Source organism: Paenibacillus naphthalenovorans, assembly GCF_900099895.1.
GTDB classification, from domain to species: domain Bacteria; phylum Bacillota; class Bacilli; order Paenibacillales; family NBRC-103111; genus Paenibacillus_G; species Paenibacillus_G naphthalenovorans.
Genome location: NZ_FNDY01000011.1, coordinates 130,714 through 145,459, shown reverse-complemented (window position 1 = coordinate 145,459; position 14,746 = coordinate 130,714). Strand labels below are relative to the sequence as shown.

The window sequence follows — 14,746 nt, the reverse complement described above, 5'->3', positions numbered from 1 at the left end:
TTTCAGTTCTGCTCTGGTCAATGTTAATGTCTCCTGTCCCATAGTGACATTATCTCAGAACAGTTACAGGATGACATTATCACAGACGAACAACATTTTTTATGCTGCGGCTAGTGACGGAAAGAAACGTCTGTGTTACACTATTAATTATTCGTGACACGATCAAATATAAAAAGATTCGGAGTGGAAAAAAGTGAAGAGGCAATTCTTTCGCATGACCCTGGTATTCATTGCGGCATGTTTTCTGATCAGCCTTATGGCAGGCTGTTCGAAGGAAACGGAGCAGCGTTCGGAAACGAACAATGAAGAACTTATACTGGCTGTCGGTTCCGAACCGGATACAGGCTTTGACCCGACTGCCGGCTGGGGACGTTACGGGTCGCCGCTTTTCCAAAGCACACTGCTGAAGCGGGATCATGAACTGCGCATCGTCAATGACCTCGCGACCGGCTACGAAATTAGCGGAGACGGGAAGGTATGGACGGTGAAGCTTCGCAACGATGCAAAGTTTTCCGACGGCAAGCCGTTAACTGCGCAGGACGTGCAGTATACATTTGAGACCGCTGCAAAGAGCGGCTCGGTCATTGATCTGACGAATATGCAAAGCGTAAAAGCCATCGACGAATATACCGTGCAGTTTACTTTGAAAGAAGCGCAGTCGACCTTCATCTATTTGCTGGTTACGACAGGGATCGTTCCGAAGCATGCGCACGGCCCGAATTATGCGTCCAACCCGGTCGGATCGGGGCCTTATCGGCTCGTGCAGTGGGATAAAGGACAGCAGTTGATTGTGGAGGCGAATCCGGAATATTACGGGACCAAGCCTTTCTTTAAGAAGCTGACGTTTTTGTTTCTGAATGAGGATGCTGCTTTTGCCGCAGCCAAGGCCGGTAAGGTGGACATTTCGTACATCCCCGCTGCATTCAGCAAGCAGACGGTGGAAGGAATGCGCCTTGAAGCCGTACGCACCGTCGATAACAGAGGGATTGTATTTCCTGTTGTCTCTTCCGGCGGCAAAACAAAAGACGGTCATCCGATCGGTAACGATGTAACGGCCGATATCGCCATTCGCAAAGCGATAAATATGGCGATCGACCGCAATGCCCTTGTAAAGGGCGTGCTGGAGGGGTATGGAACCCCGGCATACACGGTCAACGACGGTCTTCCTTGGTCAAACCCGAAAACGGTCTTCCCGGACGCTGATCTGGAAGGAGCCAAAAGTCTGTTGGCGAATGCCGGCTGGAAGGACTCCGACGGCGACGGCATTGTAGAGAAGGGCGGCTTGAAAGCGGAATTCCCGCTCATCTATCCGGCCAGCGATGTGACGCGCCAGTCTCTTGCGATTGCGGCAGCGGATCATATCAAGGCGATAGGCATTAACATCAAGGTCGAAGGCAAGAGCTGGGACGATATCAAAACGATGATGCACTCCAGTGCCGTGTTGTTCGGCTGGGGAAGCCACGACCCGCTCGAGATGTACAATCTGTTCAGCACGAAATATCGCGGTATCGAATATTACAACGCCGGCTATTACAGTAATCCGGTCGTCGATCAATATATGGAGCAAGCGCTGAAGGCGACCAGTGAGGAAGCGGCCATGGAGTTCTGGAAAAAAGCGCAGTGGGATGGTACCACCGGTGTAAGCGCCTTGGGCGATGCGCCTTGGGCATGGCTTGTGAATATCGATCATCTGTATTTGGTCAAGGACGGACTCGATATCGGAAAGCAGAAAATACACCCTCATGGTCACGGATGGCCGGTGACGGACAACATCGAAGAGTGGAAATGGCTGAAATAGAGGGAGAACGGAGTCATTACCCCATGATGCGAAGCATGATTACATTTATATGGATGAAGAGCATACGGCTTGTCTTTCTCCTGGTGGCCATCAGCTTTATTTCCTTTCTGCTCGTAAGCTACTCTCCGATCGATCCGATTCAAGCCTACGTCGGAGCCGATATGATGCGGGTAAGTCCGGAGCAGCGGGAACAAATTGCCCAATATTGGGGGTTGGACAAGCCTTTGTTGGAGCGCTTTTTTCATTGGGGAGCCGCCGTGCTGCAGGGGGATTTGGGAATCTCCATGATGTACCGCCTTCCGGTTGGGGAAGTGATCGCCGAACGGTTTGCCGCATCCTTTGCGCTAATGGGAGTCTCGTGGGTTTTATCGGGACTCATTGGTTTTACTGCGGGTGTAATCGCTGCGATGAATAAAGATACATGGCTGGACAAGCTGATCAAATGGTACTGTTATACGTTGGCTTCCACTCCCGCCTTCTGGCTGGGTCTGGTGCTGCTGATTTTCTTTGCCGTGTGGCTGGGCTGGTTTCCGATCGGCCTGGGTGTTCCGGTCGGGGTACTCGCCGAGAACGTCACATGGGGGGATAGATTGCTTCATATGACATTGCCCGCACTGACGTTAAGCGTCATCGGCATCGCCCCCATCGCGCTGCATACGAGGCAGAAGCTGCTGGACGTGCTCGCAAGCGATTATATTTTGTTTGCCAGAGCCCGCGGAGAGCGCGGATTTTGGCTGTTTTGGAGACACGGTTTGCGCGCAGTGGCGCTGCCGGCAGTGACCTTGCAGTTTACAGGCTTCAGCGAGCTGTTTGGCGGAGCCGTGCTGGCGGAGCAGGTGTTTTCGTACCCGGGTTTGGGTCAGGCCACGGTGGAAGCGGGCCTTCGGGGCGATGTCCCGCTTCTGCTTGGCATCGTCCTGTTCAGCGCGGTGTTCGTCTTTACGGGAAATACAGTTGCAGATCTGATCTATCGCGCGATAGATCCCAGGATCAGGGAGGGGCGTTCCGTATGAAGAGGGATATCGCCCCCGAACGCCGCATCCTCCGTTCTGCATCCAAATGCAATCCAAGACAGAGGGCTTTGTTCCTGGCTGTGTCTGCGGCTGTTCTCATAGCAGGAACATGGTTCACAGGGCATTGGCTGGGTGACGTAAGCTTATCGACCCATCTGGAACTGCGCAATCGGGTTCCGTCTCTTGCTCATCCTTTCGGCACGGACTGGCTGGGAAGGGATATGTTTACACGCACCTTAAAAGGATTGACCCTGAGCATACAAGTCGGAATGATGGCTGCGGTTGCGAGTGTAAGCATTGCCGCCGTTCTGGGGCTGCTCGCCGCAACGATGGGGAAAACGGTTGATCGCATCATCGGCTGGTTGATCGATTTGTTTTTGAGTGTGCCTCATCTGGTCACGCTTATTTTGATCAGCTTTGTTCTGGGCGGCGGAGTCAGAGGGGTTGTCATCGGGATTGCCCTGACCCATTGGCCGAGTCTGGCGCGCATTATCCGTGCCGAAGTGCTGCAGCTGCGTTCGTCCGAGTTTGTTCAGATTTCGCGGCGATTCGGGAAGTCCCGCTGGTGGGTAGCCGTTAGACATATGACGCCTCATTTGATCCCTCAGCTGTTGGTGGGCCTGCTGCTTATTTTTCCGCATGCGATCCTGCATGAGGCGGCGATTTCGTTCTTGGGCATGGGATTGTCTCCTCATCAGCCGGCCATCGGTATCATCCTATCCGAGTCTATGCGATATTTATCGACCGGCTTATGGTGGCTGGCGTTTTTTCCGGGCCTTTGTTTGCTGATCATTGTACGGGCCTTCGATACGGCAGGTGAAAATCTGCGGCTGCTCCTGGAAACGCACAGGTCGAATGAGTAGTTTTTTGGGGTCATGAGTCATACGTAAGGGAGGTTTTGTGCGGAAATGTCCGTTCTTTTGGAAGTGAATCATTTAAGCATCTCCTTCCTGCAGTATACCCGCGGTTTTCAGCAAAAAAAGCTGAACGTGGTACAGGAGCTGAATGTTACCGTCCATGCCGGAGAGATCGTTGCATTAGTCGGGTCAAGCGGTGCAGGCAAGAGCCTGTTGGCCCATGCGATCCTGGGGATTCTCCCGGACAGTGCGGAGACCTCCGGCTCCATTCGTTATGATGGAGAAGAGCTTACGACAGCCAGACAAGCTGCGTTAAGGGGGCGCGAGATTGCTCTTGTCCCGCAATCGGTCAATTATCTGAATCCGTTGATGCGCGTAGGAGAGCAGGTTCGGACGAACCGCGGAGACGCTATAGAAGCGGTCAAGAAACAACGGGAGATTTTTGAACGGTATGGACTGGGGGCTGAAGTGGAACGCATGTTTCCTTTTCAACTGTCAGGCGGAATGGCCAGGCGGATTCTTGTCTCCACGGCAAGCATGAGCGGTGCAAAGCTTGTCATTGCCGATGAACCGACTCCCGGTCTCGACGCCGGCGTTGTCAAGGAGACGCTCGGCTTCTTCAAAGAGCTGGCTGATCAGGGATGCGGTGTGTTGTTCATCACTCACGATATCGAAGCAGCCCTGCAGATCGCTCATAAAGTAGCCATCATTTATGCCGGCACGACCGTAGAGACGGCCCGTCCGGACGATTTCGCCGGCAGCGGGGAAAAGCTTCGGCACCCTTACAGCAAGGCATTGTGGAGAGCGCTCCCGCAAAACGGTTTTGAGCCGATCCCGGGCTTTCAGCCGCATCCGGATGCGCTCCCTGAAGGCTGCAGGTTTGCTCCGCGCTGTCCGATGGCTACGAACGAATGCATGAACTCTCTGCCCGAGATGCGATGGCTGCGCGGCGGATCGGTGAGGTGCATCCATGCTTCTTGAAGGGCGAAATCTGGGTTTTCATTACGAAAGGGCCTCTTGGATATTCAGGGGGATAGACATCATGATCAAGCCCGGTGAAGTGGTAGGGTTGGTCGGGCCAAGCGGCTGCGGCAAGTCCACTTTAGCCCGCATGCTGGCCGGCTATGAGAAGCCCAAGGAGGGAAGCGTTCTGTTGAATGGCGCTCCTCTGCCTTCCAAAGGCTTTCTTCCGGTTCAGCTGATATTTCAGCATCCGGAAAAAGCGGTCAACCCGCGATGGCTCATGCGGTCCGTACTGAAGGAGAGCTGGGACCCCGATGAACAGCTTCTTGCCTCTTTAGGCATTGAGGAGGAATGGCTAAACCGGCGGCCCGGCGAGTTGTCCGGCGGCGAGCTCCAACGATTCTGTATCGCCAGGGCCCTTGGTCCTAACACCCGTTTTTTGATTGCCGACGAGATTACCACGATGCTCGATGCCATAACCCAGGCCCAAATCTGGCATGCGGTGTTGGAGGCGGCCGAAAAGCGCGGCATGGGAATGCTTGTGATCAGTCATGATAAGCATTTGATCGGACGGGTTTGCACCCGGGTAATGAAATGGGGCTCTTCAAGGACGCTTTAGGGGGTTGACAACAAGCCGAGAAATATAAAACTTCCGAACCGGCAGGGGACTGGAAATCGGCATGCAAAACACACCAGCTGCGAATTTAGTTTCGTACTGGTGTTTTTTAATGTAAAAAGACCTAGATGATATTCTAAAATATAGTACTAAAGACTCGTAAAAATGATAGTCAAATTGTGGAAAATGTGTTAGAATAAAAGAAAAGATGTCGAAACACCATAAATTAACACTATCCATGTCGATAGTTTTGACGATATACATATTTCTTTTGCACCAAATGTAAACAATGTACAACCAATGATAGTCCGATCAAGGCACAGCCATTGAAAAGTGGTGTCGCAAAGCTAAAGGGGCTAACGTGTGGAAACACACCATGCCAGCCAGCCGCCGGAATGAGGAAGAAAACCCTTCATTCGGAGGGTTTTCTTTTTTATTGTAATCGAAAAAGATGGCTTCGTTAAAAAGAGGATGTTATAGCCTGTGAGGATGGTGAGAGGCCATGTACGGTGTTTTTAATGAAAAGCGATTGAAACATTTATCGGAAGAAATTGAGAGAATTCGATTCAAAATGCATGGCATATTCAACATCAAGCTTTGTTTATCCGATCCGGAAGTTAAAGCATTAAGCAAGGAATTGGATTGTGCGGTGATCAGATACCAAGAGTATATCAAGCGATTGACATGAATGAAATAAGGACAATGAGAGGTATTTTACGGAAAGGGTGATGTCAGTGAACGGTGAACAGGCGGTAAACGGACTAACACAATTGCTGGTCAAAGATATAGTGACCTATGAGCATAGTATAAGGGTTGGAAAAATGGCCAAGCTGATGGCGGCCTATCTGAACTTTGATGAATTGCAAACCCAAAAATTGATTGCAGGATGCTGTTTACACGATATTGGCAAGGTACACATCCATGACTCCATTTTGAAAAAGAAATCCTCGCTCACACAGGAAGAGTGGAAATATATGAAGTGTCATGCTTTTTTCGGAGTTCAGATGGCCATCATGGAAGGAATTACCGATCAGGATGTCATCGATACCATTCATTATCATCATGAGCGTTGGGACGGTACAGGCTACCCCAGCGGCTTGAAGGGAAACGACATTCCTGTATATGCCCGCATTTGTTCGATATTGGATGCTTTCGACTGTATGATATCGGATCGCCCCTATAAAAAAGGGATGTCCATACAGCACGCTCGCGAAGAACTGCTGAACCAGAGTTATTCGCAATTTGACGGTCATTATGTTCAGGTGTTTCTCACCATCCAGGATATGATATTGGAACATATTCAAAGAGACTCCGTACATTCGTTCGCCTATCATACGAGAGCTATATATCATTCGGGAATCGTATGACGATGAGATGAGTAGGTCACCGCCGGTGGCTTATTTTGGCTTTTGACAGCTGAAAATGTTACAAATTATTGTTTTTTGATAGGACGGAAGGAAAATGAGGGGAGGGTAATGAATTAAAATTAAAGAAGGGCAGGAAGAGCCGAAGCATACAAGATTGGAGGGAAATCAGAAGTGAAGAAGGTTCTTACATCCACGACATGGAAGGTATGGCTTGCCTTTTGGATGATGATCGCCATGCTGACCATTCCGGCCCCGAGAGCGGACGCGGAATCGTTCTCCTATTTCGGGTATCCGAAAGGAACGGTGGGCATATCCAAACCAACCATCGGTTTTGAGCTTGGCGAAAGGAACGGACTGCAGGTTGGTTCGTTTAATATGAAGCTGGATCAAAAGCTTGTTTCGGGGACTTTTGATAAAGAAACGATGAGTTTTACATATACACCGACTGCGGGATTAACGCCAGGGGAGCATTCGGTTGAAGTGCAGCTGCAATTTACCGGTTATCAGACGGTCCATTTGAATTGGACGTTCACGGTAGCAGACAACCCTATAAGCGAAGTTCCCGCCGCATACTCACAGACCCGTCAACTGGGTCTGAAAGCGATCAACGATTATCGCATGCTTTACGGATTAAAGCCGGTCAAGCTCAACGGGAATCTGACGTTAGCTGCCCAACTCCATGCCCAATATTTGTTCACGAACCGTGCAGGGGAGACGACGCCTTCGGTTTCGCTGCATGATCAAAAGAAGGGATTGCCCGGTTATATAGGAGCCACCCCTTCCGAGCGTGCGGTTTATGCCGGATATTTTCGCGGCGTCGGAGAAAATGTTTCTTTTAAAACGGGAAATCTCGTAGATTCCATCGACCAGCTGTTTGATGCGCCGTATCACCGCAAGCCCTTTTTAATGCCGCATGTTACGGAAGCAGGTATAGAGATGGTCGGGGATTATGTCGTCATCATGTTTGGCTATGGGGAAAACTCCGAAACGGAGATGACGGTCTCTCCTGCCCCCGGGGATCCCTATGTTCCGCTGATTTTTGACGGTTACGAAAATCCGGATCCAATACGTATGCATGCGTCAAGAGATTATCCCGTCGGGTATCCGCTTAAGGTAGTCGTAACGGGAAAAGGCGTTGGCGAAGTCCAGTTGCTTGAAGCGACTTTGAAGGATGAATCGGGTCAACCGGTGAAGCTGCTGCAAAACAGTCCGAGCAATGACGATCATTTAACCAACAGCGTCATCTTAATTCCACCCGAGCCCCTAAAGCCAGACACTTCATATGCTGCATATGTGAAGCTGGGCGTAACAGTGAACGGGGTATCCCAAACGCTCGAGAAAGCCTGGAATTTTCATACGGAGCCGATTCGCGGCATCGGGAAGCAGAAGCTGCATACAGACATCGCCGCGTATGTGAAGCTGACAGAGCAGAAAGACAGAATTCAGCACGTGGTCACCTTCAAGCTGGACGATGATAGCTATACAGTGGATAACGTGCCGTTCCCGTTGAAGAGGGCTCCGTTTATCGAGGAAGGCACGTCCTATTTATGGGTCAGGGACTTGGCCGCGGCGCTGGGAGCCGAAGTGACTTGGGATGACGAACGCAAAGCGGCGGTCTATACAAAAAACGGCCGCGTAATCACTTTCTTTACGGGTCGTAACGTGTATGCCATTAACGGTATTGAACATACTACGGAATCGCCGGCCCGACTGGTAGACGAACTCACCATGATTCCGGTACGCCTGCTGTCCGAGGTTTTGGGTGCGCAGGTAGAGTATCTGCCGGAAACGCGGACCGTAAAAATTGTATATTGATACGTTTGAAGAAGCTGAAGGGTCCCGGTGATATGCCGGGAGCCTTTTTTTGGTACGCCCAGCATGGGCGTCATCTTTAGGGTGAGAGTCCCGAACGGGGGCTGGCGAGCGCCTACCGTAGCTGAGGGCAAGACCCTCTATGTCAATATAGAATGTACGTTCGGTTTTTGGGACGGATATCTCCCACTTCGTAACACTGGAGAGTCAGAGGTGTGTTTAATCGCCTCCTCGCCTTTTCGATCCAAATCAAGCAATACATATTTTTTGAACAAGGGACTTGCATGTTTTCATAGGTGAGAGGACGGGGGTTAGCCGCCCCCTCCTACTCGATTCTCCATTTCGTTTATACGCCTAAGAGGATATTCCGCAAGGAACCCGAATATATACATTGTATCTTTGGATAGTTGAAGCAGAAGCTGAGGCCGTTAGCCAATCATGGATAAGGGAGGAATGCGGATATGATCAACATCCTGCTTTTGTTCTTGTTGATCATGAATCCGGGAAATCCGGTCGATTCTCATGAAGATTACATTTTTGATGCGCGTCAGGCAAGGGTCGGTCAAACCGCAGCGGGAATGACGATCCAAGATTTGGATGTTCAACCGATCAACGAGTCGGATTATTGGGCTGTAGTCAAATTTAAAGGCGAGACCACGGTTTGCGGAGAGATTGTATTTATCGACGATAATGAATCCGGTGAAGGGTGGGGACTGCTTAATTATTTTACCCCGAGCAGCCATTGCGCCGCCAAAATTCCGGTAACTGATGTCGGGAAGCAGCGCAACGGTTTTTCGTTGACCGATAACCCTGCCCGGCAGCTTGAATCATTAAAATTAAACGGTAAACGTTATCAGATCACGCTGATCATCGATGATTATGAAATCTATCAGACCGGTAAGGCTCAAGAAAACAAAGCGCGTCTGATTAAAGTTGTAGATGCAGTGAAGTTGGATTAACATCAAAGAGTCAACGAGAATTCTTGGGGAGGAAGACATGAGGGTTATTGATTTATCGGAGATGATAATGGATGGAATGACCGTTTACCCGGGTGATCCCGAAGTGAAGGTTGAAGTGGTTCATACCCGCGAAGAGCATACATGGGAGCTGCGTCAATTGACGTTGGGCACACATACCGGAACGCATGTCGATGCTTTCTCACATATGCATCAGGGGGGGAAATCCATCGATGAGATTCCTGTCGAACGATTTTTCGGAACGGCGCAGCTTGTAAAATTACATTCGGAGTGGCCGGTTCGTCAAGGCTTGTTTTTTATAGAAGAATGCGGAATGGAACAGTTTGAACGAATTAAACAAGCCAATCCGCCTTTTGTAGGAGGAAACCTTACGGAAGCTGTGGAGAGAAACCTGTTGGCGATCGGAATCCTAACCTATACGAACCTGGTAAATCTGGAATTGCTGCCTTACGGAAGAAGCTTCATGTTTTATGGCTTCCCTCTTAAAATTAGGCACGGGGACGGGTCTCCGGTGAGAGCCGTTGCCATACTTGATCATTGAATCGCAAGGGTATCCGTTCATGGTTGTAACGGGTACCCTGTTTGCGTCGAATCAAAATGATCCGAATTTTCGCATGCACCGTTTCATTTTTCCCCGGCCGCACTTTACATCCAACGATCGTAGATTTAAATTCAAGGAATGATTCTGAATCGAATGTCAATTAAATACAATGAAATATCGATGTCTCTACGGGAGGAGGGGCACATAGCAGCGGAAAGCTAAGGACGTGATTGTAAGCGTTAACAATCATAGTGTGAAAGCTTCTTCAGCATTACGGGAACGAGGTGATTACAGTGGGAACTCGCTTATTATCGGAGCATATGATTAAAAAACAGTATCCTCATTTGAGATATGTAAGAATTCATACCGACGGCAACAATAAAGCCACGATCTATGCATGGAACGATAATTTGCAATTACCCGATAAAGAAATAACCAAGTTGAAGAAATTCGCTTCCGGTTATTTGCCTCAGCACGTTTGTTATCAAGTCAAATCCTATGACAAGATTGAAGCTGACCGGGTCCCGCAAGTTGGTGAGCTTCCGGAGGCTGTGGTTCAAGCGGCAATGAGCAGAGGCTTAAATCAAAACCGCATCGTCGAGGTGATGAATGAGCTGTTTTCCAACGGAAGGATGACCTTTAACAGCTACGATATGATCACGGGAACCATTCATTTTGATCTTTGCTCATCTGTGCCGTTTACCGTGATGGAAAAAGAACTGATTCGCCGGTATCTTTACGAAATTACGCCTTTGGGAGCTGCCAGTGAAGTCAATTATTGCCAAGAGCCGGTCGGCGATGATAAACCTGCAGATTTGATTTGAAAGGATTAGCAGGCGAAGCAGGATGTACGGCCATCCCATCTAAAAAAGACTGATCCGTCAGAGGTCAGTCTTTTTTGGTACGCCCAGCATGGACGTCATCTTTAGGGTGAGAGTCCCGAACGGGGGCTGGCGAGCGCCTACCGTAGCTAAGGGAAAGGGTGTCCGCCGCGAGGCGGAATCCGAAGGAAGCCGGGGGCAAATGCACGGGTCAAGGTACACGAACTGGATTTGAGGCAGGGTTAGTCGGATGAGTTGCCCAAACACAATGAAATCCAAAGCCGCCAAGGGCTAATTCTGTAGACTCCAGTGGTCGCGGGCAGACAGATGACGTTCTTATCTGGGGAGGCCTGCGGAATATGCGAAGTCACTTCGTAACACTGGAGAGGATGTTCGAAGGGGACAACCTACGGCTCGCTTACAAGCGAGTGGTCCAAAACGGAGGAGCCCCCGGTGTGGACGGCGTAACGGTAGTGGAGCTACAAGCTTACCTGAATATCCACTGGGAAACGGTGAAAGCCGAACTCCATAAGCGTGTGCTGAAACGGATTCGGGCTTACCTGAACGCCGGAGTCATGGATAACGGGGGATGTCAGAGGATGGAAGAGGGCACGCCGCAAGGCGGGCCGTTAACCCTGCTTCTGGCCAACATCCTGCTGGACGAACTGGACAAAGAACTGACCAAGCGCCAAAAGGGCATCTCAAAGTTTTTGCCTGGGTAATGTATTGAATAATGGATTGATCCTATGGTATTATAATTGTAACATTTTGTATATAAAACCAGGTTTATTATAATAAACCGAATGGTGAGCGATACATATCATTTAGTCTTACGTCAATATGCTGAGCGCGTCATATTTTCGCCGATATAGTGTTTTGCAAGCGTTTTACAAGGAGGAAATAAATCCGCATTCCGATGGAGTCTTCCCATCCGGCTTTCTTGCTAACCAGGCCGTCTCTGCGGAAGAGATAAGCGTTGAATTTATCATGATCAAGGAGTATGATGAAAGATGAAAACTTTAGTTTGGTCAGGTCCTGAAAAAATGGAAGTACAGGAGGCAGCCGTTCCCGCATTCGGGGAAGATGAATTGCTGTTGAAGGTAGATGCCGTAGGGATCTGCGGATCCGAAATTGAAGGCTATCTGGGACATAACAGCCTCCGGGTACCTCCGCTGGTCATGGGGCATGAATTCAGTGCCACGGTTGAGGCCGTAGGAGCCAAGACCAACGGGTTCTCAAAAGGAAACAAAGTTGTAGTCAACCCGCTTCTTTCCTGCGGTGCGTGCAATTCCTGCCGCAAAGGGCTGGTGCAGCTGTGTGCAAAACGGGCCATCATCGGCATTCATCGGCCGGGGGCATTTGCGGAGTATGTTCATGTGCCGGCATCTGCCGTTCATCTTCTTCCGGAGGGAATAAGCCCTTTTCGGGCGGCTCTGACTGAGCCACTGGCGTGTTCGCTGCGAGCGGCCAGAAGAGCGATGGAAGGACATCCGTTTGCCAACGTCGTCGTATTTGGAGCGGGAACGATCGGCTTGCTAAGCTTTCTGACCGCACAAATTTTGGGGGCCTCCAAAATCATCGTCGTCGATACGAACGAGGCCCGCTTGAGAACGCCTGAAAAATTGGGCGCCCATGCGGTATTTACTTCCCGTACTCCCGATTACTTGCATCAAATCAAGGAAGCCATGGGACCTTCCGGAATTGACGTCATCATCGATGCTGCGGGATTCCAGGCCACCCGTTCCGCGGCTGTAGAACTGGTGAATCTGGGCGGAACCATCATGAACATCGGTCTTGGCATTGATCATACGCAAATTCCGATCAATGTTTGTATTCGCAATGAAATATCAATCCTGGGCTCCTTTTCTTATGATAAACAGGACTTTTACGATGCTCTCGAGCTCTTGAAGAGCGGCAAAATTAACGAATCGGATTGGTCGGAAATCCGTTCCTTACGGGATGGAGACCGGGCGTTTCAGGATTTGATTCATGGAAGGGTACCTCATGCAAAAATCTTTTTGATACCTTGAGGGGGAGTATTTTTCCTCCCTATTTTTTTTTATTTATGGAGATGAGCAACAGTGAATTGGCTTATTATTCTTTTATGTTCGATTTGGGGATTTAACTGGGTTGTAATGAATATCGGGGGGCAATATTTTCCGCCGATGATGTTTTCCGCACTGCGTTTTCTTGTAGGGTCTCTGGTCATATTTGCCGTCATATGGGTTAAGCGGATTCCATTGCCCAAAAAAGAAGACTGGAAATGGTACGGAATATGCGGATTTTTACAGATCGCCTATGTTTATACGGCTTCCCAATATGCATTTCATTATATGGATACGGGCCTTGTATCTGTTCTGAATTTTACGATGCCCCTATGGCTGACGCTTATCTCTCCGTTTTTTATGCCTGATGAACGTTTGACGAAAATGAAATTGTTAGGCGTATTTACCGGCATCATCGGACTGGTTATGGTCATGGAGATAAATCCGGCTCAGTTTGACGGCAATGGGATGAAGCTGTGGATGGAGGTATTCGTATTATTAGGTGCGGTGGGCTGGGCGATATGCAATATTATCATGAAAAAAGTGCTCCATTCCCACGATAAGATTCAGTTTACAGGGTATCAGATGCTGATCGGCGCCATACTGCTGCTTTTGGGGTCATTGGCTTTTGAAAGAGGGGATGCGATCACCTGGAGCAGAGAAGGCATATTCGCCGTTCTCTTTGCGGGGGTGCTCGCATCTTCCCTGGCTTATGTCTTATGGTTTTATATTTTAAGCAAAATTGATGTGACCAAGGCTTCCATGAGTTTATTGCTGGTGCCTGTAGTCGGTGTTTTTTCCAGCGCGCTCGTTTTCCAAACCCGGTTGAGCTGGAGCGTCTTAATAGGGATTGTTCTGATACTTGCGGGTATCGGGATCGTTAATCTGAAGCAGGGTCAGCGTGCACGGAGTATTGCTGTTAAGCAGTAAACCCATCCGCATAATGAACAAGGGGCCTCATCTGAGTCGAAGACTTGGGTGAGGCCCCTTGTTTATTGTAAGAACCCGAAATGATGAATCGAAAAATCAGAAATTACAAAAAATTAATCTCTGTATAACAATGAGTTGATACTTCAAGGCTAAAGTCAAAGTAAAGCGTTCCATTTCTTTTCCGATGCCCACTGGAAGACATCGCAGAAAGGTGAGATTCCGATGACAATACGAATGGGAAATGCACAGCTGCACTCTTTACCTTTTGAAGTTAAATTGGCTTATCGTTCCGATGAAATTGAGCAAGCATTACGTTTACGGTACCAGGTTTTTGTCGAGGAGCAGCGTAATCTTCGTTTAATGAACGATTCAGGCTTGGAGCAGGACCGGTATGACGAATTTTGTGATCATCTCATTGTTAAGGATCTGAATTCGCAGGCCGTTGTCGGTACATATCGCTTGCTTCCCGGGCCCAGGGTGCTTCAGCACTGCGGATTTTACTCGGAAACAGAATTTGATTTGTCCCGCTATGAAGATTATAAATGGAATACCCTGGAATTGGGCAGAAGCTGTGTGGCGGCGGAATATCGCAATGGAAGGGTCATTCAACTGCTATGGGAAGGCATTGCCGATTATATCAAGCAAAAAGGATACCGTTATTTAATAGGATGTGCGAGCCTTCATATGGGCACCATTAAAGAACTGAATGAGCTGTACACGATGCTTGCAGTGAATCACGTCATTACGGACCGCTTTGGAATTACCCCGCTTGAAACGCATCGCATTCCAGGTTTACAGCTGGTAAACATGGAGCTTAGCGAAAAGGAGTTATTTCGTAGGCTGCCTCCATTAATGAAAGGCTACAAGTGGTTAGGCGCTGAAATCGGCGGCGAGCCTGCCTATGACGAGATTTTTGATACCGCGGATTTTTTCATTATTCTGGAGGCCGAAAAGATCACGAACAGCTACAAAAAGAAATTTCTAAGGTGATTTCAACTCATCGTTC

Annotated in this window: 14 protein-coding genes, 1 pseudogene and 1 riboswitch; all 15 genes and pseudogenes read left to right on the top strand. The window is 49.2% G+C overall.

Features of this window, described 5'->3' with window-relative positions:
* The first annotated feature begins 256 nt into the window (after positions 1–256).
* The gene (locus BLT35_RS13370) at positions 257–1,798 is read left to right on the top strand and encodes an ABC transporter substrate-binding protein (protein ID WP_254777562.1); all 1,542 of its coding nucleotides are present in this window, start codon (positions 257–259) and stop codon (positions 1,796–1,798) included.
* A 26-nt stretch (positions 1,799–1,824) separates the two neighbouring features.
* Positions 1,825–2,811 (top strand): ABC transporter permease, encoded by a 987-nt coding sequence (locus tag BLT35_RS13365; RefSeq protein WP_254777561.1) that lies wholly within the window; start codon positions 1,825–1,827, stop codon positions 2,809–2,811.
* Entirely contained in the window at positions 2,808–3,674 is an 867-nt protein-coding gene (locus tag BLT35_RS13360) for an ABC transporter permease (RefSeq protein WP_074728386.1), read from the top strand. Before BLT35_RS13365 ends, BLT35_RS13360 begins: the two co-directional genes overlap by 4 nt.
* Before the next feature lie 45 nt (positions 3,675–3,719).
* On the top strand, positions 3,720–4,649 hold the full coding sequence (locus tag BLT35_RS13355) for an ABC transporter ATP-binding protein (protein WP_074728384.1): 930 nt from the start codon (positions 3,720–3,722) through the stop codon (positions 4,647–4,649).
* A complete protein-coding gene (locus BLT35_RS13350; RefSeq protein ID WP_074728382.1) occupies positions 4,639–5,250 on the top strand; it encodes an ABC transporter ATP-binding protein in 612 nt (203 codons plus the stop codon). The genes BLT35_RS13355 and BLT35_RS13350 overlap by 11 nt, the downstream gene beginning before the upstream one ends.
* Positions 5,251–5,553: 303 nt before the next feature.
* A riboswitch (cyclic di-GMP riboswitch) is annotated at positions 5,554–5,642 on the top strand.
* A 107-nt stretch (positions 5,643–5,749) separates the two neighbouring features.
* Complete coding sequence (locus BLT35_RS27915) at positions 5,750–5,935, top strand: aspartyl-phosphate phosphatase Spo0E family protein (RefSeq protein ID WP_054818135.1); 186 nt, start codon at positions 5,750–5,752, stop codon at positions 5,933–5,935.
* A 40-nt stretch (positions 5,936–5,975) separates the two neighbouring features.
* Positions 5,976–6,614 carry an HD-GYP domain-containing protein gene (locus BLT35_RS13340; protein ID WP_062408073.1) on the top strand — a complete coding sequence of 213 codons (639 nt, stop codon included), beginning with the start codon at positions 5,976–5,978 and terminating at the stop codon, positions 6,612–6,614.
* A gap of 171 nt (positions 6,615–6,785) precedes the next feature.
* Positions 6,786–8,429, top strand: coding sequence for a stalk domain-containing protein (locus tag BLT35_RS13335; RefSeq protein WP_254777560.1), 1,644 nt, complete (start codon positions 6,786–6,788; stop codon positions 8,427–8,429).
* 458 nt (positions 8,430–8,887) lie between these two features.
* Positions 8,888–9,385, top strand: a complete 498-nt coding sequence (locus tag BLT35_RS13330) for a hypothetical protein (RefSeq protein WP_054818136.1) — start codon at positions 8,888–8,890, stop codon at positions 9,383–9,385.
* A gap of 37 nt (positions 9,386–9,422) precedes the next feature.
* Positions 9,423–9,944, top strand: a complete 522-nt coding sequence (locus tag BLT35_RS13325; RefSeq protein ID WP_062408075.1) for a cyclase family protein — start codon at positions 9,423–9,425, stop codon at positions 9,942–9,944.
* A 320-nt stretch (positions 9,945–10,264) separates the two neighbouring features.
* Complete coding sequence (locus BLT35_RS13320) at positions 10,265–10,768, top strand: hypothetical protein (protein ID WP_254777559.1); 504 nt, start codon at positions 10,265–10,267, stop codon at positions 10,766–10,768.
* 356 nt (positions 10,769–11,124) lie between these two features.
* Positions 11,125–11,454, top strand: a pseudogene (locus tag BLT35_RS13315) (hypothetical protein); the annotation flags it as partial.
* Between the two features lie 321 nt (positions 11,455–11,775).
* Positions 11,776–12,795: a zinc-binding dehydrogenase gene (locus tag BLT35_RS13310; RefSeq protein WP_074728378.1), complete on the top strand. Its 1,020-nt coding sequence runs from the start codon at positions 11,776–11,778 to the stop codon at positions 12,793–12,795.
* A 51-nt stretch (positions 12,796–12,846) separates the two neighbouring features.
* Positions 12,847–13,740, top strand: coding sequence for a DMT family transporter (locus BLT35_RS13305; protein ID WP_074728376.1), 894 nt, complete (start codon positions 12,847–12,849; stop codon positions 13,738–13,740).
* A gap of 222 nt (positions 13,741–13,962) precedes the next feature.
* Positions 13,963–14,730: a GNAT family N-acetyltransferase gene (locus BLT35_RS13300; RefSeq protein ID WP_054818140.1), complete on the top strand. Its 768-nt coding sequence runs from the start codon at positions 13,963–13,965 to the stop codon at positions 14,728–14,730.
* The last annotated feature ends 16 nt before the right edge of the window (positions 14,731–14,746 follow it).